General features: G+C 62.8%; 19 protein-coding genes. 7 read left to right on the top strand and 12 right to left on the bottom strand.

The annotated features are described in order from the left end of the window. Positions 1 to 264: 264 nt before the first annotated feature. The 4 genes from gyrB to dnaA form a co-directional block, all read right to left on the bottom strand. Positions 265 to 2679, bottom strand: a complete 2415-nt coding sequence (gyrB, locus tag AC3CBN_RS04665) for a DNA topoisomerase (ATP-hydrolyzing) subunit B (RefSeq protein WP_488635655.1) — start codon at positions 2677 to 2679, stop codon at positions 265 to 267. Positions 2680 to 2756: 77 nt separating this feature from the next. Then, positions 2757 to 3836 carry a DNA replication/repair protein RecF gene (recF, locus tag AC3CBN_RS04670; protein WP_488635656.1) on the bottom strand — a complete coding sequence of 360 codons (1080 nt, stop codon included), beginning with the start codon at positions 3834 to 3836 and terminating at the stop codon, positions 2757 to 2759. Positions 3837 to 3932: 96 nt separating this feature from the next. Then, positions 3933 to 5033, bottom strand: coding sequence for a DNA polymerase III subunit beta (dnaN, locus tag AC3CBN_RS04675; protein WP_488635657.1), 1101 nt, complete (start codon positions 5031 to 5033; stop codon positions 3933 to 3935). 247 nt (positions 5034 to 5280) lie between these two features. Further along, the gene (gene dnaA / locus AC3CBN_RS04680; protein WP_488635658.1) at positions 5281 to 6627 is read right to left on the bottom strand and encodes a chromosomal replication initiator protein DnaA; all 1347 of its coding nucleotides are present in this window, start codon (positions 6625 to 6627) and stop codon (positions 5281 to 5283) included. A 214-nt stretch (positions 6628 to 6841) separates the two neighbouring features. Here dnaA and rpmH point away from each other — a divergent pair, with 214 nt between their 5' ends. The 4 genes from rpmH to mnmE all read left to right on the top strand — a co-directional run bounded on the left by rpmH (position 6842) and on the right by mnmE (position 10707). Further along, the gene (rpmH, locus tag AC3CBN_RS04685) at positions 6842 to 6979 is read left to right on the top strand and encodes a 50S ribosomal protein L34 (protein WP_019464789.1); all 138 of its coding nucleotides are present in this window, start codon (positions 6842 to 6844) and stop codon (positions 6977 to 6979) included. A 14-nt stretch (positions 6980 to 6993) separates the two neighbouring features. Further along, positions 6994 to 7392, top strand: coding sequence for a ribonuclease P protein component (gene rnpA, locus AC3CBN_RS04690; protein ID WP_488635659.1), 399 nt, complete (start codon positions 6994 to 6996; stop codon positions 7390 to 7392). Positions 7393 to 7450: 58 nt separating this feature from the next. Then, entirely contained in the window at positions 7451 to 9151 is a 1701-nt protein-coding gene (yidC, locus tag AC3CBN_RS04695; RefSeq protein ID WP_488635660.1) for a membrane protein insertase YidC, read from the top strand. A gap of 206 nt (positions 9152 to 9357) precedes the next feature. Further along, a complete protein-coding gene (gene mnmE / locus AC3CBN_RS04700; protein WP_488635661.1) occupies positions 9358 to 10707 on the top strand; it encodes a tRNA uridine-5-carboxymethylaminomethyl(34) synthesis GTPase MnmE in 1350 nt (449 codons plus the stop codon). A gap of 245 nt (positions 10708 to 10952) precedes the next feature. Here the strand turns inward: mnmE and AC3CBN_RS04705 are convergent, their stop codons facing one another. Then, entirely contained in the window at positions 10953 to 11138 is a 186-nt protein-coding gene (locus tag AC3CBN_RS04705; RefSeq protein WP_488635662.1) for a hypothetical protein, read from the bottom strand. A gap of 654 nt (positions 11139 to 11792) precedes the next feature. Here AC3CBN_RS04705 and AC3CBN_RS04710 point away from each other — a divergent pair. Continuing rightward, on the top strand, positions 11793 to 14360 hold the full coding sequence (locus AC3CBN_RS04710; RefSeq protein ID WP_488635663.1) for an FtsK/SpoIIIE family DNA translocase: 2568 nt from the start codon (positions 11793 to 11795) through the stop codon (positions 14358 to 14360). Between the two features lie 34 nt (positions 14361 to 14394). Here AC3CBN_RS04710 and rbsK read toward each other — a convergent pair whose 3' ends face one another. Together rbsK and AC3CBN_RS04720 are read right to left on the bottom strand one after the other, a co-directional pair. Next, positions 14395 to 15276, bottom strand: coding sequence for a ribokinase (gene rbsK / locus AC3CBN_RS04715; protein ID WP_488635664.1), 882 nt, complete (start codon positions 15274 to 15276; stop codon positions 14395 to 14397). 125 nt (positions 15277 to 15401) lie between these two features. Next, a complete protein-coding gene (locus AC3CBN_RS04720) occupies positions 15402 to 15827 on the bottom strand; it encodes a hypothetical protein (RefSeq protein ID WP_488635665.1) in 426 nt (141 codons plus the stop codon). A 143-nt stretch (positions 15828 to 15970) separates the two neighbouring features. On the opposite strand from AC3CBN_RS04720, the gene AC3CBN_RS04725 reads away from it, so the two are divergent. After that, positions 15971 to 16669, top strand: a complete 699-nt coding sequence (locus AC3CBN_RS04725) for a glutathione binding-like protein (RefSeq protein WP_488635666.1) — start codon at positions 15971 to 15973, stop codon at positions 16667 to 16669. A gap of 256 nt (positions 16670 to 16925) precedes the next feature. Beyond that, the gene (locus AC3CBN_RS04730; RefSeq protein WP_488635667.1) at positions 16926 to 19205 is read left to right on the top strand and encodes a S9 family peptidase; all 2280 of its coding nucleotides are present in this window, start codon (positions 16926 to 16928) and stop codon (positions 19203 to 19205) included. Between the two features lie 74 nt (positions 19206 to 19279). On the opposite strand, the gene AC3CBN_RS04735 is transcribed toward AC3CBN_RS04730, so the two are convergent. From AC3CBN_RS04735 to AC3CBN_RS04755, 5 genes are all read right to left on the bottom strand, one after another. After that, positions 19280 to 19894 carry a hypothetical protein gene (locus tag AC3CBN_RS04735; protein ID WP_488635668.1) on the bottom strand — a complete coding sequence of 205 codons (615 nt, stop codon included), beginning with the start codon at positions 19892 to 19894 and terminating at the stop codon, positions 19280 to 19282. A 36-nt stretch (positions 19895 to 19930) separates the two neighbouring features. Then, positions 19931 to 21268, bottom strand: a complete 1338-nt coding sequence (hslU, locus tag AC3CBN_RS04740) for an ATP-dependent protease ATPase subunit HslU (RefSeq protein WP_488635669.1) — start codon at positions 21266 to 21268, stop codon at positions 19931 to 19933. A 125-nt stretch (positions 21269 to 21393) separates the two neighbouring features. Next, positions 21394 to 21927 (bottom strand): ATP-dependent protease subunit HslV, encoded by a 534-nt coding sequence (gene hslV / locus AC3CBN_RS04745; protein ID WP_488635670.1) that lies wholly within the window; start codon positions 21925 to 21927, stop codon positions 21394 to 21396. Between the two features lie 263 nt (positions 21928 to 22190). Continuing rightward, positions 22191 to 23075 carry a tyrosine recombinase XerC gene (xerC, locus tag AC3CBN_RS04750; RefSeq protein WP_488635671.1) on the bottom strand — a complete coding sequence of 295 codons (885 nt, stop codon included), beginning with the start codon at positions 23073 to 23075 and terminating at the stop codon, positions 22191 to 22193. An 8-nt stretch (positions 23076 to 23083) separates the two neighbouring features. Beyond that, positions 23084 to 23767: a DUF484 family protein gene (locus AC3CBN_RS04755; protein ID WP_488635672.1), complete on the bottom strand. Its 684-nt coding sequence runs from the start codon at positions 23765 to 23767 to the stop codon at positions 23084 to 23086. Between the last annotated feature and the right edge of the window lie 30 nt (positions 23768 to 23797).

Consider the following 23797-nt stretch of genomic DNA (forward strand, 5'->3'; position numbering starts at 1 on the left):
GAGCGTAACCTGACTCGGCGGCAGATAACAAGTCGCAGTGCCGCAACAAAGATTGTTAAGAATCAATAAGTTGAACCATACGCTGACGACTGGAGATGATTTTCAAGCGGATTAGTCATGCCCTTCGTGACTTTCCGCCCTGGAAAATATGCGTTTTGCCGACACGGCTTCGCCAATTAATGCGCTAACGCACTATTACGATCGGGAAAAAAGAAGGCCGGGGTGACGGCCGCCTGACGACGGCGTCACTACCCGGCCCCGGCTTCAGATGTCGAGGTTCGCCACCTTCAGCGCATTTGCTTCGATGAAGTCGCGACGCGGCTCCACCGCCTCGCCCATCAGCATGGAGAACATCTGGTCTGCCGCGAAGGCGTCCTCAATGCCAACCTGCAGCATGCGACGAGTTTCCGGATTCACCGTGGTTTCCCACAGCTGCTCCGGATTCATTTCGCCCAGGCCCTTGAAGCGCTGGATGGTGCGGCCCTTCTTGCCTTCCTCCAGCAACCAGCCTCGCGCTTCGGCGAAACTCAGCACGCCGCGCGAGGCGTTACCGCGACGAACCACGGCGTCGGGCTGCATCAGGCCGGACAACTGCTGACTGACGTGCAGGATCGGGCGGAACTCCCCGCTGCCGAAGAATGGCTGCGGCAGCAACCAGGTGTGGTTGAGACCATGCTGCTCGCGCACTACCTCGACGGCAGCCGGATGTTCGTCAAACGCCGGACGCAACGACAGACGGTAGCGAGGCTTGCCCAGCCCACTCGCCGCGAGACGTGACTCCACGCCCGCCAGCCAGCCCTGCATGGCACTCACATCGGTCCACAGCGCAGGCTCCATCGGGGCGTGCTCCAGCATGGCGGTAAGCATGCTGGCGTCGAAACGGTGGCCCAGGCGCGCGATCTGGTCCAGGGCACCCTGATAGTCGCGCAGCAGTTTTTCCAGCGCCTCACCGGTGATGGCCGGAGCGCTCGCGCTATAGGTCAGCTCCGCGTTGTCGACGGCGCTGGAGACGAGGTAGCCGTTGAGCGCCGCGTCGTCTTTCAAGTACATCTCCTGCTTGCCCTGCTTGATCTTGTACAGCGGTGGCAGGCCGATATAGATGTGACCGCGCTCGATCAGCTCCGGCATCTGGCGATAGAAGAACGTGAGCAGCAACGTGCGGATGTGCGAGCCGTCCACGTCCGCGTCGGTCATGATGACGATGCGGTGGTAGCGCAGCTTGTCCGGGTTGTACTCCTCCTTGCCGATGCCGGTGCCCAACGCGGTGATCAGCGTGCCGACTTCGGCGGAGGCCAGCATCTTGTCGAAACGGGCCTTCTCCACGTTGAGGATCTTGCCCTTCAACGGCAGCACGGCCTGAGTCTTGCGGTTGCGGCCCTGCTTGGCCGAGCCGCCTGCGGAGTCACCCTCGACCAGGAACAGCTCGCACAGCGCCGGATCCTTTTCCTGACAGTCGGCCAGCTTGCCCGGCAGGCCGGCGATATCCAGCGCACCCTTGCGACGGGTCATCTCGCGGGCCTTGCGGGCAGCCTCACGGGCACGGGCGGCGTCCACCACCTTGGATGCGATGGCCTTGGCTTCGCTGGGGTGTTCCAGCAGGAACTCGCCCAGCTTCTCGTTGACGGCCTGCTCCACCGCGGTCTTCACCTCGGAGGAAACCAGCTTGTCCTTGGTCTGCGAGGAGAACTTCGGGTCTGGCACCTTCACCGAAAGCACGGCGATCAAGCCTTCGCGCATATCGTCGCCCGACAGCGCGACCTTGGCGTTCTTGGCCAGGCCTTCCTTCTCGATGTAGCCCTGCAGCGAGCGCGTCAGTGCCGCGCGGAAGCCGGTGAGATGGGTGCCGCCGTCGCGCTGCGGGATGTTATTGGTGAAGCAGAACATCGTCTCCTGGTAGGAGTCGGTCCACTGCATCGCCAGTTCCACCGAAATACCGTCCTGCATGGCGCTCAGGTTGATCACGTTCGGGTGCAGCGCAGTCTTGAGCTGGGCCAAATGCTGCACGAACGAGCGGATGCCGCCCTCGTAGGCAAAACGGTCGTGGCGCCCTTCGCCGCGCTCGTCCTTCAGGTCGATGGTGACGCCCGAGTTGAGGAACGCCAGCTCGCGCAGGCGCTTGGCCAGGATGTCGTAATGGTATTCGACATTGGTGAAGGTGCCGGTGCTCGGCAGGAAGCGCACTGTGGTGCCGCGCTTGGTCGAGTCGCCAACCGGCTTGATCGGATACAGCGGCTCGCCATGGGCGTATTCCTGCTGGTACTCCTTGCCGTCGCGGAAAATGTTCAGCCACAGGTGTGAGCTGAGCGCGTTCACCACCGAGACGCCCACGCCATGCAGGCCGCCGGAAACCTTGTAGGAATTGGCATCGAACTTGCCGCCGGCATGCAGCACGGTCATCACCACTTCCGCGGTGGACCGCCCTTCTTCGGGATGGGTGTCCACCGGGATACCGCGGCCGTTATCGGTGACGCTGACCGAGCCGTCTTCGAGGATGGTGACCGTTACGTGGTCGCAATAGCCCGCCAGGGCTTCGTCGATGGAGTTGTCGACGACTTCGAACACCATGTGGTGCAGGCCGGTACCGTCATCGGTGTCTCCGATGTACATGCCAGGGCGCTTGCGCACCGCTTCCAGACCTTTCAGAACCTTGATGTTGCTCGAATCGTAGGATGCGTTCATTCGTCGACCGTTTCCTGGGCGCCTTCTCCCGCCCGGACGGCGCCATACAAGGCCGGGCTGGGGACACAATCGGGTGATTATAGCAGGGGGTTGAGACGGCCTTGTTCCACGTGGAACACCTGCGTGGAACCGCTCTGGAGCGCCTCTGGTACCTCGGTGCCGGTGACCAGCACCTGAGCACCCACCGCCCGCAGCTGGCCTACTACGGCAGCCTGATGCGCTCTGTCCAGTTCGGAAGCCAGGTCATCCAGGCATACCACCGGCCATTCGCCTCGCCGTTCCGCATAAAGCGATGCTTGGGCAAGCACGCAGGCAAGCGCCGTTAATTTCTCCTGGCCGCGGGACAAATGCTCCCGCAGAGGTGCATGTTCAAAGACAATGGCCCAGTCGGCTCGATGGGAGCCTAGCGTGGTATGACCCCGCGCCAGATCCCTGCCCCGCTGGGAAGCCAGAAGTTCACCCAGCTCGGCGCCTTCCGGCCAACCTCGCTTGTAGCGCACTTCGACTGTCCCAAGCTCGGGCAGCAGTCCCGCCAAGGCCTGTTCTATATGGGGGCGCAGCGTGGCCAGATAAACCTCGCGCAGCTGGTCAATCACAGCCGCCGTGGCCGCAAGCTCTGCCTCCCAGGGCAGGTATTGAGCCTCGGGAACGGCGTTGGGGGAGCGCAACAAGCTGTTTCGCTGCTTGAGGGCACGCTGATACCGCCGCCAGGCTGAAATGAACTCGTGTTCCACGTGGAACACGCCCCAATCCAGATAGCGACGTCGTTCTTCAGCCCCACCGGCGATAAGGGCATGAGAGCCGGGCTCGAAACAGACCACGGCACACTCCCCCACCAGTTCGCTCAGCGTCACGGCCTCGCCATCCATGCGAGCTTCCCATCGCGAACCCTGCCGCCCAAGGCCGATTCGACGGACACGACCGTCGGCATGCCGCAACTCCGCGAACACGGAAAGCGCGTCAGCATCTCGTTGAAGCAAAGCCTCCTTGGCGCCGGCCCGGAACGAGCGCGCATGGGAAAGCAGGAAGGCGGCTTCGAGCAGGCTGGTCTTACCCGCCCCGTTGGGACCGGCAAAGACGGTAACTCCCGGCGCCAGAGGCACCGACATATCGTCCAGGCATCGCAAGCCCCGGATACGAAGGCTTTCCAGCCACATTTCAACGATCTCCGGAAGCGAAAACGCCGGAGCGTCTGGCGACGGCTCCGGCGTTCTTGCGGGACTTTCCCTGGCTCAGCAAATGACTAACCGACGTCAGAGCCGCAACGGCATGATCACGTGGCGAGCCTGCTCGTTGTCGTCTTCCTGCACCAGGCAGCTGGACTGCGCGTCGCGCAGGTTCAGGCGAGCACGGTCACCGCGCAATGCGGCCAGGGCATCGAGCAGATAACCCACGTTGAAACCCACGGCCAGATCCGACACCACCGTGTCGGCCTCGAGTTCTTCCACGGCCTCTTCCTGCTCCGGGTTGTGCGCCACGATGCGCAACTTGCCCGGCGACAGTTCGAGCTTTACGCCACGATATTTTTCGTTGGACAGAATCGCCGCTCGCTGCAAGGCACCGCGAAGTACTTCGCGATCCAGCGTGGCGTGCTTGTCCGCGCCGAGCGGAATGACCGCTTCGTAGTCCGGGAAGCGGCCGTCAATCAGCTTGGAGGTAAACACCACGTCACCGCGACGCACGCGCAGATGATTGCGCCCGAACTCCAGCTCAACCTGGCCCTCGCCGGTTTCAAACAAACCGACCAGCTCGTTCACGCCCTTGCGCGGGATGATGATCTGGCGGCGCGTGGAAACCTTGCTCTCAAGCTTGGTTTCCTTGAGCGCGAGGCGATGACCGTCGGTAGCCACACAACGCAGTGTGTGCTCCTGAAGATCCAGCAGCATGCCGTTCAAGTAGTAGCGCACGTCCTGGTTCGCCATGGCGAAGGCGGTGCGTTCCATCAAATCGCGCAGCACTTCTTCTGGCAGCGAGACCCGCTCAACCAGCTCTATCTCGTCGATCGTCGGAAATTCAGTGGCAGGAAGCGTAGCCAAGGTGAAGCGGCTGCGTCCTGCGTTCAATGCCACGCGGTCGCCATTGAGCTTCAGCTCGATCTGAGCGCCATCAGGCAGCGCACGCACGATATCGAACAGCTTGCGAGCGGGAATGGTGATTTCACCGTCGACGAGTTTGTCGGCAACGGTGGTGGCAACCATTTCCACTTCAAGATCGGTACCCGTCATCGACAACTTGCCGTCGGCGACTTTGACCAGCAGGTTGGCCAGGACCGGCAGCGTCTGACGGCGTTCGACCACGCCCACGACTTGCTGCAACGGTTTGAGCAGAGCTTCTCGTTGGATGCTGAATTGCATATTTTCGCTTCCCCTAAACCTGCTTTTCTGTTTTTAAAAGAAGTTCTGTAGTAGTGGTAGGTGCCGTGGATAACTTTTAAAACAAAAAAAATCCACAAAAATCATTGTGTTAGGCGATTTTCGCGTTGTGTTCAAAAGGGACGGATGACTGTGGAGCAAATGTGGATAACTTTGCCATCCGAATCGTCCACCTATTATCCACAGCTTGCCACAGTACTTTTCAAGCGCTTAGTGCACAGCCGCCCGATCAACCGGTGAGGATGCGGATCAACTGCTCCCAATCCTGACGCATCCGGGTGTCGGTTTCGCAGTGTTTCTTGATGGTGCGGCAGGCGTGCAACACGGTGGTGTGGTCGCGGCCGCCAAACGCATCACCGATTTCCGGCAGGCTGTGTTCGGTCAGTTCCTTGGACAGCGCCATGGCGATCTGGCGCGGGCGCGCCAACGAACGCACGCGTCGCTTGGACAGCAGATCCTGCAGACGCACCTGGTAATAGTCGGCCACGATCTTCTGAATGTTCGGCACCGTGACGGCCTGGGCATGCGTGGCCAGCAGATCGCGCAAGGTTTCCTCGGCGAAATCGATGGTGATGGGCTTGCCGTAGAAGTTGGCGCGTGCGGCGAGCGTGTTGAGTGCGCCTTCCAGGTCACGCACGTTGGAGCGGATGCGCTTGGCCAGCAGCATCGCGACGTTTTCGGTGACCGCAACGCCCTTGTCGTGCGCCTTGGACAGCAGGATGGCTGCGCGCGTTTCGAAATCCGGCGGCTCGATCGCCACCGACAGGCCCCAGCCCAGGCGCGACTTCAGTCGCGGCTCGAGCTTGTCCACTTCCTTGGGATAACGATCGCAGGTGAGGATGATCTGCTGCTTGGATTCGAACAGCGCGTTGAAGGTGTGGAAGAACTCTTCCTGCGTGGTGTCCTTGCCGGCGAAGAACTGGATGTCGTCGATCAACAACGCATCCACCGAGCGGAAGCGCCGCTTGAACTCATCCATGCTCTTGGTGCGCAGCGCCTCGATCATCGAGCCGACAAACTGTTCCGAACGCAGGTACAGCACCTTGAAGTCCGGATTGCGCTCGCGCATCAGGTTGCCGGTGGCATGCATCAAATGCGTCTTGCCAAGGCCGGTGCCACCATAGAGCAGCAGCGGGTTGTAGGCGCGGCCGGGATTCATCGCCACTTGCATGGCGGCGGCCTTGCCCAGCTGATTGGACTTGCCCTCGACGAAGGTCTCGAAGGTGTAGTGCGGATCCAGGTTGTGGTTGAAGCTGGGTGCCGGAGGCTCCGCCACTATCGGAGCGGCCCTGGCTGGCGCCGGCGGGGCAACTTTGCCGCTGGCGTTGGCGCGCGGCGAGCTGGAGCCAACCTCCAATCGCACAGTCAGCTCATGCCCGGTAAGCTGGCTGATCACCGTTTCAATGCGCGCCAGATAGCGCTCGCGTACGGTCTCGAGCGTGTACGGGTTGGGTGCGAACAGCTGCAGACCGTGGGTATCGTCGCGCGCCTGCAACGGCATCAGCCAGGTGTGCAGGTCTTCGGCGTTCAATTCGCCCTCGAGACGCTCGAGACAGCGCCGCCACAGGTCACTCATGGATAGTCTTCAACCACTGGAAGGAGCGCTTTCGCGCGGGGTGGACCGAGAATTCTAGCAGCACGAACCTACCACCATGGCATGGATATCCACATGGATATCCACAGGGAGCCAACAGCCTGCTGTCAATCCCGAAAACCACCCGATTTGACAGAGGCCTGCACCAACCCGCACAATCTCCAACCTTTTTATCACTTTAACTTCGGACGAAGCCATGTCGAAGCGAACCTTCCAACCCAGCAAGCTCAAGCGCGCCCGTACCCACGGCTTCCGCGCCCGCATGGCGACGGCCGACGGCCGCAAGATCCTGAACGCGCGTCGCGCCAAGGGTCGTAAGCGCCTGATCCCGTAAGCGGTACGCTCATCATGCGTGCCGCCGGCCTGCCGCGCGAGGCGCGGCTCCGCCGCGCCGGTGATTTCGCTGCTCTGCGTCATACCAGCGGCCGCTTCGGCGGCCGCTGTTTTTCTGTGCGCTATCGCCCAAACGACCTTGGCCATCCGCGCCTGGGGCTGGCCATATCCAAGCGCGTGTCCAAGCGCGCGGTCGAGCGCAACCGCATCAAGCGTCTCGTGCGCGAGTCATTCCGTCGCGCCCGTCTTGAGCTTCCGCCCGTCGACCTCATGGTGATGGCGCGCGAGCAGACCGCCGGCCTGCCCGGTCCAGAGTTGCTCGACGAACTCCAACTGCTCTGGAAGAAACTGCGTTCCGTCAAGGTCGGGGCCACATTGAAGCCGGGCGATGCGGCCGGCACAATCGTGCGTTGACCTTTTCCCACCCTCTTCCGCGGCCCGAAGTCGCGGCATCCACCGGATCTGCTCCGCGATGAATCAAACGCGTACGTTCCTCATCTTCGCCCTGCTGGCTGTGGCCTATCTGTTGTTCATGGCCTGGGAGAAGGATTACAGCCCGCAACCGTCGGCAGCCGTTGCCTCGTCGTCCACCGCCGCCACGCCGGCGATTGCCGACAGCAGCGTACCGGGCGCCACCGCGTCGACGGCGCCGGCCGCTGTGCCGGGCACCGTCAATGAGGCATCCGCGCAGCTGGTCACGTTGAGCTCCGACCTGTTGCGCCTCACCGTGGATACGCGTGGCGGCAGCGTGGTGCGTTCGGAACTGCTCAACTATCCGGCAGAGCCGCGCACCAAGAAGGATCCGAATCCCGCACCGGTGCGCCTGCTCGATGACGAGCAAGCGCAGTACTTCGTGGCGCAGACCGGCCTGGTGAGCAACCAAGGTGCAGCGCCCGATCATCGCGCCGTGTTCCAGGCCGCGCAGACCAGCTATGCATTGGCGCAAGGCCAGGACGAGTTGAAGGTCGACCTCACCTGGGCCGACGCTGCAGGCCTCAAGGTCACCAAGACCTACACGCTCAAGCGCGGCAGCTACGCCGTCACTGTGGGCCAGAAGATCGACAACACTGGCAGCATCGCTTGGCAGGGCAATGCCTATGAGCAGCTGCAGCGCGTCGCGCCGGTGCAGCAGAAGAGCTGGTGGCAGAACTTCAGCGACCCGTCTTCGCACAGCTTCTACGGTGCGGCCTGGTACAGCCCTGAAGACAAGATGTCCACGCTGTCCTTCACCGACTTCGCCAAGAAGCCGTTGAACCATGCCATCACTGGTGGCTGGGCGTCGATGTTGCAGCACTACTTCTTCGTAGCCTGGATTCCGCAGGGGCAGGAAGCCAATACGTACAGCACAAGTGTCATCAATCCCGACACTGCCCAGCCCATGTACCTGATCCGCGCGATCGGTCCATCGCTCAGCGTCGCCCCTGGCCAAAGCGCGACCACGGCGTCTCGCCTGTACATGGGTCCGAAGCTGCAGGGCACGCTGGACACGGTGGCGCCGGGTCTCGACCTCACCACCAATTACGGCTGGCTCACCATCGTGGCGCAGCCGCTGCATTGGCTGCTTTCGCAACTGCACGCGATCAGCGGCAATTGGGGCGTGGCGATCATCCTGCTGGTGCTGTTGCTGAAGGCCGGGCTGTGGAAACTCACCGCCGCGCAGTTCCGCTCCGGCGCCAAAATGCGCAAGCTGCAACCGCGCGTGACCGCTCTGAAGGAGCGTTACGGCGAAGACAAGATGAAGATGCAGCAGGCCATGATGGAGCTGTACAAGAAGGAGAAGGTCAACCCGATGTCGGGCTGCCTGCCGGTGCTGATCACCATGCCGGTCTTCTTCGGTCTTTATCGCGTGCTGATGGAGAGCGTGGAGCTGCGCCACTCGCCGTTCTTCGGCTGGATCCATGACCTTTCGGCACCCGATCCGTTCTTCGTGTTGCCGGTGATCTACATCCTTGTGATGCTCGCCACCCAGTGGCTGTCGCCTTCCGCGGCAGGCATGGACCCGGCGCAGCAAAAGATGATGAAGGTGATGCCGGTGGTCTTCGGCTTCATGTTCCTGTTCTTCCCGGCTGGCCTGGTGCTCTACTGGGTCGTCAACGGCATCACCAGCCTGACGCAGCAGTGGCTGATCACGCGTAGCGTCGAGCGCGCGGACGAGAAGGCCAAGGCGGCCTGATTGTCGCGAGACTTCGGAGAAAAAGGCCGCTGATGCGGCCTTTTTCTTCGGAGGCTGCCCCCAGTCACGCCGTCGTCCCTGCGAAAGCAGGGATCCAGCGTCTTTACTACTGCCGTTGCGTTGCGAAGGCACTGGATCCCTGCTTTCGCAGGGATGACGGTGAGGAAGCGTCGAGCGCTTCGTCGACAGAACGCCTAGCCGCCATAATGAATCCCATGACCTCCACCGACACCATCGCCGCCATCGCCAGCGCACCGGGTGCCGCCGGTGTCGGCGTGCTGCGCGTCTCCGGCCCCGCGGCGCCCGCCATCGCTTGCGAGTTACTGGGCAAAGATCCGCAACCGCGCCACGCACACTTCGCCGCGTTCCGCGAACGCGACGGTGGGCTGATCGATCGCGGCTTGCTCCTGTATTTCCCAGCCCCGGCCTCCTACACAGGCGAACACGTACTGGAGCTGCAAGGCCATGGCAGCCCGGTGCTGCTCGATGCGCTGTTGCGCCGAGTGTGTGCGATGGGTGCGCGACTGGCGCGACCGGGGGAATTCACCGAGCGCGCCTTCCTCAACGGCAAGTTCGATCTCGCCCAGGCCGAGGCCGTCGCCGACCTCATCGCCGCGCGTTCGCAGGCTGGCGCGCGCGCTGCGATGCGATCGATGGAAGGCGTGTTCTCACACAAGGTGCACGAGCTTTTGCAGGCACTGATCGCATTGCGCGTGCACATCGAGGCTGCGATCGATTTTCCCGAGGAAGAAATCGATTTCCTCGCCGATCCGGCCATCATGCGGCAGCTCGACGCGCTGCGTGCGCAACTCGCTGGACTGCTGCGCGAAGCGCAGCGTGGCGTGCGACTCAATGACGGCTTGCGCGTCGCCATCATTGGACGTCCAAACGCTGGCAAGTCCAGCCTGCTCAATGCGCTGGCCGGCAGCGATCGCGCGATCGTCACCGATATCGCCGGCACTACGCGCGATGTGTTGCGTGAACAGCTAAGCCTCGATGGCATCGCGCTGGAACTGGCTGATACCGCGGGGTTGCGCGAGACCGATGATCCAGTGGAACGCGAAGGCGTGCGCCGCGCGCACGGCGAACTTGCACGCGCCGACGTCGCATTGCTGGTCACCGAAGCGCAGCATGCGGAACACGATTTGGCCCTGCTTGCCGACCTGCCAGCCAGCGTCGAACGCCTTGTGCTGGTCAACAAAATCGACCTTGAACACAGCGAAGCACGCTACGAGACGCGCGACGATTCCATCTGGGTCTGGGCATCGGCCAAAACCGGTGCTGGTCTCGACGCGCTGCGCGGGCATCTCAAGCAGTTGGCGGGTGCCGGTAGCGGCGAAGGTGCCTTCAGCGCACGCCGACGTCACGTGCTGGCACTGGAACAAGTATCAGCCCATCTCGAAAGCGCACACACCACGCTTGTTGCCACCCGAGCCGGCGAACTCGCCGCCGAGGAACTGCGTCAGGCCCAGCACGCGCTTGGCGAAATCACCGGCACCTACACCAGCGACGACTTACTGGGCGCCATCTTCAGTTCGTTCTGCATCGGCAAGTAGATATCTGTCCCAATGGTGGCATGAGCGGCCACTCAGTCGGGAAACCTCGTTCGATGCGAACGTCGACCACCAATGCGGCTATGGCAGCCGCGGGTCTGACGCGGGCGTGGAAAGATCGAGCTTAGATGGGATTGGCAGCTCTGCGAAGTTGCCATTCCTGGCGAGGCTGGCGGCAACGTCGGACACTCGCAGACGTCCAAATCGCATGGACAGGGAGCGTCTGCAAGGAAAGGCCGCCGAGCGTATCAGCGGCGGAACGGGCCCTTATCGACCTTCGGAGCCGTCGGTGCGTGACCCGTATGGGACGGATCGCGACTGAAGTGCGACGTCGACTTGAACGTCTTCTTTTCGTCGACGACCTCGATCGCCTTCGAGCCAGCATAGACCGAGTGGATGGCAGCAGCTGACACGGGTTTTGGTGTTTTATTCATTCGGGCAGAACTCCTCGTTCCAAAAGGGCGCCAGTCGCAGTTCCCGCTCTCCGGCGAGCCGTGCACTAATCGAAACACTTCATGCCTTCGACCTGACAGGTAATCACAACAACCTCAATGCATGCGGTGATACCACAGGGCCTCACTGCCCCGCGACGTCAGGCTTACCTGGGTGCGTTTCAGTACAACGAGCCTTGCCGCAATCAGCCGGCGAAGATCGTCAAAATGTCCTATGACGCTTACCGATTGCGGACAACACACCCCTATACCTCGCAGCAGTGCCCATTGTGACGAAGTGAGATCAGGGTTCTGAGTCATGACGGTCGCGGCTGGTCCCGCCGGGGCGGTAAAGCTCAACCTTGCTGGTTGTAAGTCCCAGCCATCCTACGCGGAATTGGGGAACAAAGTTGTTATGCCTGCGGCCGCGCTCCCCAGGCCGACCCCAGCGCCAGCCATGCTTGCCAGACACCTCCAAGGCACTGAAGGCATCGAGCCTAGACCGCTGGAAGCGCGTTCTCGCAGGCAACGTGCTGCGTCGTTGGATAGTCGCAGTTGCGGGAAAAACAGCCCGTAACACCGAGTTCTGCTGCCGTTTGTTAGTCAGTGGCGCTAACATGTTGAGTTTGCACGCGCCCGATCCGTACACACACAAGCATGCTCACCTTCTTTTTTGGCGCTTTCGGGCTCTCCACCCTCTGGCTTATTCCCCTGGTCTGGCGCGCGGCTCGGCCATTATTGAAGGGCCGGCGACCGTCATTCAGTGGTGAAGGCACGATCCGGTTCTGGATTGGCGCACTCCTGGTGTTGCTTGCCAGCGCGACGCTCGAAGGACAGGTGGTCGCGCACTACACCGACAACCCAGCGGCGGGTGGCGTCGTGTGCCGAGCGCTTGCCAGCGGCATCGGTGACCCGCTCGGCACCGCACTGACAAGCCTGCTGATGCTCGCTCTGCTGGCGGTGACCTTGCCCTGGTATTTGGGCACGCCATGGCTGGCCACATTCAAGCGAGTCTCCGTGCTCGTCGGTGGATTGGCAGTGCTGTTGACGCCAGCTGTCGAGTGGATCGCGACAACATGGAATAGGCGCCACGATGCGCGACATACGCGCGGCGCCGTGCGTCGTGCCGATCGCGTTGCGTCAGGAACTCGTCGCACCGCGAACAAGCCGCCTCGTCGCACCACCGTCGCGGCCGCACCTGTGCCGACGGTTGAGCATGCCGCTTCCGTGCCGCCGGTGGCACGGCCCGCTGCGTCTTATCCACGTCGTCCCGCAGTACGCGAGCACGTAATACGCGAACCGTGGCTGTTGCCAAAAAGCGCAAGACTGGCAACGCCCGCACCAGTGGCGCGCGTTGCGGCTACCGTTGCGAACAACAGTTCATCGGTCTCTTTTCCAACCACGGTCGCTATGACTGCGGCGACCGCGGCCAGGGTAGTTGATGTACTACCCGAGCCGATAAAAATAGACGTCCAAACGGAAGACCTGACACTGAAGCCCGCATCAGATGACGTCCTCGAACAAGCACCAGCGAAAGCGGACGCTGAGGAAACGGCCGACGCCGCCTGGAATGGTATCGGGGCAGAACCCGCACCCGCACCACAGCTCGTGCGAAGCGCATCGCTGGCTCCTGGTCGTTACCGGGCCGCCAACGATGACCAGCTTGCCGCGCGCGAAGACGCTATCGCAGCAAGGCCCGCAACACCCGCAACACCTGCAACACCTGCAACGACGCGCCAGCACCCCGCCGCCCCGTTGCCGCCGCTGTCCCTGCTTGCGCCGCCGCGCCCGGAATTCGCAGCCATCGACGAACAGCAGCTTGCCGAGACGGGTGAGCTGATCGAGCAACGCCTGCGCGAGTTCAAGGTGCCGGTGACGGTCGTTGGCGCATCGGCAGGCCCGGTGATCACGCGCTTCGAGGTGGAACCGGCCGTCGGCGTACGCGGCAACCAGATCGTTGCCTTGATGAAGGATCTGGCGCGCGGTCTCGGCCGGTCGTCCATACGCGTGGTCGAGACGATTCCCGGCAAGACCTGCATGGGCCTTGAGTTGCCGAACGAGCAGCGACAGATGATCGCTCTGTCCGAGATCCTCGACTCGTCCGAATACCGCGGCTCCGACTCGTTGCTTACGCTGGCGATGGGCAAGGGCATCACCGGTGAGCCCGTAGTCGCCGATCTCGCCAGGGCGCCGCATATGCTGGTGGCCGGCACGACCGGCTCCGGCAAGTCGGTGGCGGTGAACGCGATGATCCTGTCGATGTTGTACAAGGCCACGCCAGACGACGTGCGCATGATCATGATCGATCCGAAGATGCTGGAGCTCTCGGTGTACGAGGGTATTCCGCATCTATTGGCACCGGTAGTCACCGATATGAAGCTCGCCGCCAATGCGCTTGCCTGGTGCGTGGCGGAGATGGAGAACCGCTATCGGGTGATGTCCGATCTGCGCGTGCGCAACCTCGCTGGCTTCAATCAGAAAGTACGCGAGGCCCGGACGTCTGGACGTCCATTGCTCAATCCGTTTCCCGCGCATCCCGAAGTTCCCGAGTTGCTCGATACGTTACCGATGATCGTGGTGGTGATCGACGAGCTGGCCGACCTGATGATGGTCGCCGGCAAGAAGATCGAAGAGCTGATCGCCCGTCTTGCGCAAAAGGCGCGTGCCGCCGGCATCCACCTGATCCTCGCCACGCAGCGACCGTCGGTGGATGTGATCACCGGCCTGATCAAGGCGAATATCCCCACTCGCGTGGCGTTCCAGGTGTCTTCGAAGATCGACTCGCGCACCATCCTGGATCAGATGGGTGCTGAAAGCCTGCTGGGCCAGGGCGACATGCTGTTCCTGCCGCCGGGCACGGGCTATCCGCAGCGCATCCACGGCGCCTTTGTCACCGATGAAGAAGTGCACCGCGTCGTCGCTCATCTGAAGCTCTATGGCGAGCCCAACTACAAGGACGAAATTCTGGCCGGACCGCCAAGCGAAGGATCGGGTGAATTGTTCAACGAGGACGGTGCGGATGCCGAACTCGATCCGCTCTACGACGAGGCGGCCGCTTTCGTGCTGCGTTCGCGCCGTGCCTCGATTTCGTTTGTGCAACGCCAGTTTCGCATCGGCTACAACCGTGCGGCGCGTCTGGTCGAAGCGATGGAATCGGCCGGACTGGTGTCGTCAATGGGCATCAACGGGCAACGTGAGGTGCTGGCGCCGGGGCCTGTGGAATAACGGATGTCTCTGCGGGAGCGCACTCTGCGCGCTCCTACAGAAAGGCATGCAGTTCGCCAAGGCTGGGCATGCCGCCTTGCGCGCCCAGGCGCGTCACCGACAAGGCGGCAGCGGCGCAGGCTTTGCGCACCGCTTGTGGCAACCCTTCGCGCAGAAACACCGCGAGTGCAGCGTTAAAGGTATCGCCCGCGCCGGTGGTGTCGATCACATCGACCTTGAAGCCTGGTTGATGCACCGGTTCGCCGCCGTCGCGATACCACGCGCCATCGCCGCCGCGCGTAAGCACCACCGGAGCGGGAGCGCGCTGCATCAATGAACGAAAATCTTCATCTGCCGCAGCGCCGAGGAGGATCGCCAGTTCGTGCTGGTTGGGTGTGAGATAACGGGCGAGCTTCAGCCATTCGACTGGCAGCGGCTGCGCAGGTGCGGGATTGAGGATCACCGGCTTGCCGAGGCGATGCCCGATCCGCAGCGTCGCCTCGATGGCATCGAGCGGAATTTCCATCTGCACGAGGATTACATCGGCGCTGGCCAGGGTGGATTGCGCATGCTCGATCTGAGCGGGAGTCACCCGTGCATTGGCGCCGGGCACCACGATGATGTGGTTCTCGCCCTCTGCTACGGTAATGGAAGCCGTGCCACTGCTGCAGTCGGCGATGCGTGCGATGTGGTCCAGCGAGACGCCTTCGCGCGCGAGTCCATCGCGCAATTGCGTGCCGAACGCATCGTCGCCAAGGGCTCCCACCAAAGCTACATCGGCGCCAAGGCGTGCCGCCGCCACGGCCTGGTTGGCACCCTTGCCTCCATGGACGGTAAGGAAGCGATCGCCGAGGATGGTTTCGCCCGGAGCGGCGAACCGAGGTGCCAGCGTCACCAGATCCATGTTGATGCTGCCGACCACGACGATGCGTGTCATGACTGCTCCATCACTGCTTGTGCGGGAATCGCACGAGGATACGTGATGGGGTATGTGGACAGGTACGTTCTTGATCGTCATCCCGGCTTTCGCCGGAATGACGAACTGAGAGGCATCGGCCTTGCTCAGCCGCTGCTGCTGCTCGACGACGGCACGCTCTGGTTGCGGCGTTCCTCCATGCGCTCCATGGCCTTCTCGCGCATCGCCTTGATCTTTTCGCGTTGCGGATCGGTCAGCACAGCGTCGATCTGCTTGCTGCTGTCCTGCATGATCGACACGACCTTGGTCCGTCGATCGGCGGGCTTGAGGTTGGTGTCGGTGCGCAATCCATCCAGCTGCTGGTCGCGCTGCTGCAGGATGGGAAGGATCTTGGCCTGCTGGTCGGAACTCAGCTGCAGCTGCTTGGTCAACCGCTCCAATTGCTGCTGCGGATCGGGCGTGTGCAGATGCTTGCCGGTAGGTGCACCAGGCGGAGTGGTCTGCTGCGCCCAGGCGCTGCCAGCGAAGGTCAGGGCAAGCGAGAGTATGGCGAGATGGTAAAGGCGGGTCATGGGCGGCTCTCCGGTGACGTGGGCTTGCACGGGAACGCGGGGCCACCGCCGGCGTTGACGGTTGGCGTGGCCTGGGGCGGTCCTGCTTGAATCACAGCCTATCGCCCCGAACATCAAAAGATCGTCCGCATCGGGAAAGACCCATGATCGAGCTGTACTACTGGCCCACGCCCAATGGCCACAAGATCACCCTGTTCCTGGAGGAATCGGGCCTGCGCTACACCATCAAGCCGGTGAACATCGGCAAGGGCGAACAGTTCGAGCCCAGCTTCCTCGCCATCTCCCCCAACAACCGCATGCCGGCGATCGTGGACACCGCGCCGGCCGATGGTGGCGAGCCGATCAGCGTGTTCGAGTCCGGCGCGATCCTGCAGTATCTGGCCGAAAAGAGCGGGCGATTCCTTCCCAGCGACGTGCGTGGTCGCTACAAGGTGCTGGAGTGGGTGTTTTGGCAAGTGGGCGGACTGGGTCCGATGCTGGGGCAGAACCATCATTTCAGCCGCTATGCGCCGGAAAAGATTCCCTATGCGATCGACCGCTACGTCAACGAGACGCGTCGTTTGTATGGCGTGCTCAACAAACGTCTGGAAGGCCGCGCCTTCATCGCTGGCAAGGACTACACCATTGCCGACATGGCGGCCTATCCGTGGATCGTGGGGTACGAGAACCAGGGCATGGTGCTGGAGGATTTCCCGCATCTGAAGGTCTGGTTCGAGGCTATCCGCGAGCGTCCCGCCACAAGGCGCGCTTACGCCATGGGCGAGGAGATCAAGGGGCGCTTCGATCTGACCACGGACGAGGCAGCGCGCAAGGTCTTGTTCGGGCAAGGCGCGAAGGGCTAAGACTCTGATCGTCGTCCCCGCGAAAGCGGGCGTTCAATCACTTCGCTCGATGCCAGAGAGGCACTGGGTCCCCGCATTCGCGGGGATGGCGATGAGGGGACGTCGGTTGCGCCAGCGAAAGTGGCGCCATCGCGCCCGACTCTTGCATCAGGTTGTTTTCGCGCTGTCCCTGCAACAAATCGCTGGTTTCCACGGACCTGACGCGTTCTAATCGCCGCTTGTTCTTGCGTACGATGCGTCGCCCAAGGAAGTACCCATGCGCGCCCTCCTCTTTGCCGCCCTGACGATGGTGGCCTTGCCGACTATGGCCGAAAAACTCACGATTGAACGCATCTTTGATGGCGGCAGCCTGGCCGGCCCCGCGCCGCGTGGCTTGCAGATTTCGCCGGACGGCACGCGTGTCACTTTCCTGCGAGCGCGCCCTGACGATCAGTTCCAGCTGGATCTGTGGGAATACCAGCTCAAGGACAACAAGACGCGCCTGCTGGTGGATTCGAAAAAGCTCGAACCGAACGGCGAGCAACTTTCCGATGCCGAGAAGGCGCGTCGCGAACGTGAGCGCACCGCGGGCCTGCACGGCATCGTCAGCTATCAGTGGTCACCGGACGGCAAGCAGCTGCTGTTTCCCATCGGCGGCAAGCTCTACGTCTACACGCTGGCCACGCCTGATGCTGCGCCCAGGTTGCTCGACATCGGCGACAGCGTGATCGATCCGAAGATCTCGCCCAAAGGCCGCTACGTGTCCTATGTGCGCGACCAGAACCTGTGGGTCATCGACCTCACCAGTGGCGAAGCGAAGCAGCTAACCCGCGATGGCGGCGGCGCCGTGCACAACGGTGAAGCCGAGTTTGTGGCGCAGGAGGAAATGGACCGCAGCACTGGCTATTGGTGGGCGCCGGACGATTCGGCCATCGCCTTCGAACGCTACGACGAAGCCAAGGTGCCGGTGACCAAGCGCACCGAGTTGTATGCCGACCACACCGAAGTGATCGACCAGCACTATCCCGCTGCCGGCGCGCCCAACGTCGCGGTGAAACTGGGTCTGGTGTCGCCCTCCGGTGGCCAGCCGCGCTGGATCGACCTGGGCAAAGACAGCGACATCTACCTTACCCGCGTGAACTGGTTGCCTGACGGCAAGCACGTCACCTATCAGCGCATGCCACGCAGCCAACAGCGCCTGGAATTGCGACTGGTCGATGCGAAGACGCTGATGCAGCGCACCCTGCTCACCGAGACGAGCGACACCTGGATCAACCTCAACAACGATCTGACCTTCCTCAAGGACGGCAAGTCGTTCCTGTGGGGCAGCGAGCGCAGCGGTTATCACCACCTGTATCTCTACGGCCTCGACGGCAAGTTGAAGCGCGCGGTGAGCGAAGGCGAATGGCAGATCGATGGGCTGCTGGCGGTGAGCGAGCACGCGGGCATCGTCTATGTCAGCTCCAACAAGGACGCCGTGCCCGAGCGTCAGGTCTATGCACTCAGGCTCGATGGCAGCATCGCCAAGGCACCGGTGCGCATCAGCCAGGGCGCGGGTACGCATACGGCAGAGTTCGCGCCCAACGCCGGGTTCTATCTCGACAATTTCTCCAGCGTGGACACGCCACCGCAGGTCAGCGTGCACAAGCCGGACAGCAGCCTCGTGACGTGGATCGAGCCCAACAAGCTCGACGAGCAACACCCGTTCTGGCCGTACCGCGACAGCCTCATCAAGCCGGAATTCGGCACGCTCAAGGCGGCGGATGGGCAGACGCTGTACTACCGCCTGTACAAGCCGGCGGGTTTCGACCCGACCAGGAAATACCCAGTGTTCGACATGACCTACGGCGGCCCCAGCGCGCAATTGGTCACCAATGCCTGGGGTGATTACTTCAACCAGTACATGGCCAATCAGGGCTTTGTGGTGTTCACGCTGGACAACCGCGGCATGGCACGACGCGGACGCCAGTTCGAGAACGCTATCTACCAGCAATTGGGCGCCGCCGAGGTGGACGACCAACTGGTGGGCATCCACTGGCTGAAGTCGCAGCCGTGGGTCGATGGCAAGCGCATCGGCGTGTTCGGCTGGAGCTATGGCGGCTACATGACCACCATGATGCTGGCCAAGGCGTCCGACGAACTGGCCGGCGGCGTGGCGGTGGCGCCGGTGACCAACTGGCGCCTCTATGACACGTTCTACACCGAGCGTTATCTGGGCCGCCCGCAGGACAACGATGCCGGCTACACGCGCAGCTCGCCGATGGCCTGGCTCGATGGCCTCACGTCCAAGCTGTACCTGGCGCACGGCATGGCCGACGACAACGTGCTGTTCCTCAACTCCACCGAGCTGATGAGCGAATTGCAGAAGCGTGGCACGCAATTCCAGTTCATGGCTTACCCGGGCGCCAAGCATGGCCTGAACCTGCCGGGCCAGCGCGCCCATGTGTATCACCTGATCGAGAACTTCTTTCAGCAGCAGGTGAAGGGTGTGGCTCCTGCGCCGCGAACGGTGAAAGCGCCGGTGTCGCCGACACCCGCACCAGCGACGACGCGCTAAGACGCGTCGCGCAAAACAAAAAGGCCGACCCTTGGGGCCGGCCTTTTCATTGGATCGAAAACCGCAGGCAGCGATTACTGCGCGTGGCCCACGCCCGAGTCGCCCTGTTCCAGCGGCGGCGCTGTGCCGGCCACAGCGAGCAGCGAAGTGGCGTAGCCGTCTTCGATGCTGACAGTGGACACTTCGTCCCACGAGAAGAATGACGCCTCGCGCAGCCATTCCGCGTCGGGCGAGATCTCCTGCATGTTGAAGCCGTCTTCTTCGACGCTGATGAGGCGGCCGATGTAGCACACCTCTGCCTCGTCCTCGCTGTCCACATGCACGCCGATCACGGGCGCCAGGGCGCCTGCCGCCTGGATCACGCTGCGGATGTCATCCAGCGGAAAGCCTCGCGGCGGGCGCGGCATCAGGTGCTTGAGGGTCAGCGCTTTTTCCATGAACACCGCGTGCTTGTCCGGCGCCTCCAACTCGGAGACGTCGCGATGGCGCATCACGTACATGCCGTCATAGGTAATGCCGTCACCGACAACCCACAGCAAAAAGAATTCACGACCAACACCGCCCACGTAGCCGCAGAAGCTGCCGTGTTCGATTTCGCCACGCCACAACCGGATCATCTGGTGCTTCTGCTGCGCTTCGCGCAACTGGGCACGCTGGCCGGTAGTTTTCAGTTCAATCACATTTCCCATGGGTGCAATTTTAACAGCCTGGGGCTTTCCCCTTGTTTACAGGATGTAACGGCTCAAATCCTCGTCCTTGACGAGAGTTCCCAGGTTTTTATCGACATAATCGCCGTCAATTGTGTAATTTTCGCCGGATTTGTCAGCAGCTTCGTAGGAGATCTTCTCCAGCAGCCGCTCCATCACGGTGTGCAGGCGGCGGGCGCCGATGTTCTCGGTGCGCTCGTTCACCTGGAAAGCGACCTCGGCCAGGCGGTCGACGCCGGTCTCGGTGAACTCCACCGTCACGCCCTCGGTACCTAGCAGCGCAACGTACTGTTTGGTCAGGGCATTGTGCGGCTCGCGCAGGATGCGCTTGAAGTCGTCGACCGACAGCGCCGACAACTCCACGCGGATCGGCAGGCGACCCTGCAGCTCCGGGATCAGGTCCGATGGCTTGGCCAGCGAGAACGCGCCCGAGGCGATGAACAGCATGTGGTCGGTTTTGATCGGGCCGTATTTGGTGGCCACGGTGGAGCCTTCCACCAGTGGCAGCAAATCGCGCTGTACGCCTTCGCGACTCACGCCGGCGCCACCCCATTCGGAGCGCTGCGCGACCTTGTCGATCTCGTCGATGAAGACGATGCCGTTCTGTTCGGCCGCTTCCATGGCCTGCGCGCGGATTTCCTCGTCGTTGAGCAGCTTGGCCGCTTCTTCCTCGATCAGCAGTGGACGCGCCACCTTGATGGCCAGCTTGCGCTGCTGTGTCTTGGCACCGCCAAGGTTCTGGAACATCTGGCGCAGTTGATGCCCCATTTCTTCCATGCCCGGCGGCGACATGATCTCCACGCCGACGTTCATGGAGAAATCCAGATCGATCTCGCGGTCGTCCAGCGTGCCTTCGCGCAGCTGCTTGCGAAGCTTCTGGCGGGTCTCGTTCTGTTCGTGGCTGGGCGCGGTGTCGTGAGTCCAGTCACTGGCTTGCTGGCGGCGCGGCAGCAGCGCATCGAGGATGCGGTCCTCGGCGCGGTCTTCGGCCTGCGAGCGCACGCGCTTCATGGCCTGCTCGCGGGTGAGCTTGTAGGACACGTCGGCGAGGTCGCGCACGATCGATTCGACGTCCTTGCCCACGTAGCCCACCTCGGTGAACTTGGTCGCTTCCACCTTCACGAACGGCGCATTGGCCAGCGATGCGAGCCGGCGTGCAATCTCGGTTTTGCCCACGCCGGTGGGGCCGATCATCAGGATGTTCTTGGGCGTCACCTCGTCGCGCAGTCCCGGCTCCAGCTGCATGCGGCGCCAGCGGTTGCGCAGCGCGATGGCTACGGCGCGCTTGGCGTCGTGCTGGCCGATGATGTAGCGGTCGAGTTCGTTGACGATTTCGCGGGGAGTGAGTTCGGACATGGGGTCACCGGAGAATGTGGTCTTTCTTGCCCGTCATCCCAGCGAAAGCTGGGATCCAGCGTCTTCCATGCGCTGCAAAGGCACTGGATTCCAGCCTTCGCTGGAATGACGGCGTCGAAGCGCGCTTACAGCTCTTCGATCGTGGTGTTGTGGTTGGTATAGATGCAGATGTCGCCAGCGATCTTCAGTGCTCGCTCGACGATCTGGCGTGCGTCCAGGTCGGTGTTCTCCATCAACGCCAGCGCGGCGGATTGTGCGTACGGGCCGCCCGAACCGATGGCGATCAGGCCGTGCTCGGGCTCCAGCACGTCACCGTTGCCGGAGATCAGCAGCGAGGCTTCCTTGTCAGCCACGGCCAGCATGGCTTCCAGCCGGCCCAGGCGGCGGTCGGTGCGCCACTCCTTGGCCAGTTCCACGGCTGAACGGGTGAGGTTGCCGCCGTGCTTGTCCAGTTTCTGCTCGAACAGCTCGAACAGGGTGAAGGCATCGGCTGTGGCGCCGGCGAAGCCCGCCAGCACATCACCCTTGCCCAGACGGCGGATCTTGCGCGCGTTGGCCTTCATCACCGTGTTGCCGAGGGTGACCTGGCCGTCGCCGCCGATCACGACGCGGCCATCGCGGCGCACCGCGACGATGGTGGTGGCGTGAAAGGATTCCATGGATTGGCTCCGCAGTAGCTTGAGCGACAGAGGTGGGGCCGCGAAGACAGGCCTTCAATATGCCGCTGTGCCAAGTGCACTTCCTCCTCTCCCCTAACGAGAGAGGAATGAGGTGAGCTACCTAAAGGTGGTAAAGGGCGGGTGCTCGCGGGAGCATTGCTATTCAGGCCTTCGCCCTATCCCTTACTGAGGCAAGCCCGACCCCTCACCCCAACCCTCTCCCCAACGGGGAGAGGGAGCCAAAAGCGCGCCTTGTCTCGCTGTTACTTGCGCTTGGCGCGCGGGTGGGCCGCGTCATACACCTTGGCCAGATACTGGAAATCCAGGTGCGTATAGATCTGCGTGGTGGCGATGTCGGCGTGGCCGAGCAGTTCCTGCACGGCGCGCAGGTCGCCGGAGGATTCCAGCATGTGGCTGGCAAACGTATGGCGCAGCAAGTGCGGATGCACGTGCTTGGGCATGCCCTGCATCAGCGCCAGTTTCTTCAGACGCAGCTGCACGGTACGCGGGTTGATCGGTGCGCCACCGCGTCCGCGGAATACGGGCTGCTCCGGCGCCATGCCTTCGGCTTCGCCGAGCGCACGCAGCGCGGCCACTGCATGGCGACCCACCGGCACGATGCGCGTCTTGCTGCCCTTGCCGAGCACGCGCATTTCGCCAGCGTGAAGATCCAGGTCCAACCAGTGCAGCCCTGTCAGCTCAGACAAGCGCAGCCCGGAGGAATAGAACAGCTCCAGCATGGCGCGGTCACGCAGGTTCAACGCGCCTTCGCCCTGCGCTTCGACCAGCGCGGTGGCCTCGTCCACGTCCAGCACCTGCGGCAGTTTGCGGTGCACCTTGGGGCCGCGCACGCCGGCCAGCGGGTCGTGCGCGAGCAAGCCTTCGCGGGTCAGTTGACGGAACAGGCTGCGGCAGGACGAAAGCAGCCGCTGCAGACTCTTGGGCGACAGGCCGCCTCGATGTTCGGCGGCCACGAAGCTGCGCATGCGATTGGGTTCGAGCGTATCGAACGTGGCGACGCCTTGTGTCTCCATCCAGCGCAGCAGCTTGGCCAGGTCGCGGCGATAGCCGTCAACCGTATGCGCCGACGCCTTGCGCTCGCCCGCCAGCCGGGTGAGCCACGCATCGACCTGTTCGGCTGGAATCATGACCGCCGTCAGACGCCTTCCTGCGAACGGCGCAGCGCGGCGGTCACGGTGGCGGCGATCATCTTCAGGAACAACGTACCCATGCCAGGCTGGAAGTGGTCCGCATCGCCGCTGCCGATGGCCAGGATGCCGAACTCGCCCAGCGGCATGATCGCGCTGGAGCGGATTTCCGGCGCGTGGTCGCCGAACAGCCGGTACAAGCGTTCGGCCGAGAGGCGGCCAGACACCGGCTCGTGATGCGCGAGGAACTCGGCGAACTCCGGCACGGCCGCACGCCCGCCTGGCACATGCACCAGCCAGTCAGCTGGCGGCAGGCCGATCGGGCCGAACAGCACCAGGCGCACCTGATCAGTCTGGAAATCCTCGGCAAGCCGCGCCACCACACTGCGCGCCGCCACCGCGGGCGTGGTGGCGCGCAGCACGGCGACGTTGAGGTCGTGCACGCGCTGCATCAGGCGTTCGTTGTCCGCTGCAATGGCGATCAGGCCAGCGAGCTGGCGTTCCAGCTCGGCGTTCTTCTCGCGCAGGCTCTGCAGCTGGTACACCGCCAGCGAAGCCACCGGACCCTGTTCGCGCGGCAGCGTGAGCTGGGCCGCAAGGTCGGGATAGTCGATGAGGAACTCCGGATGACGGCGCAGGTAGGCCGCCACGTCGCTGGCGCTCAGGGTGTCGGCGAGTGCGGTGTCTGACATGCGTTGTTACCTCAGCGGGGTCGATGCGTC

This window comes from Dyella sp. OK584 (assembly GCF_057787755.1).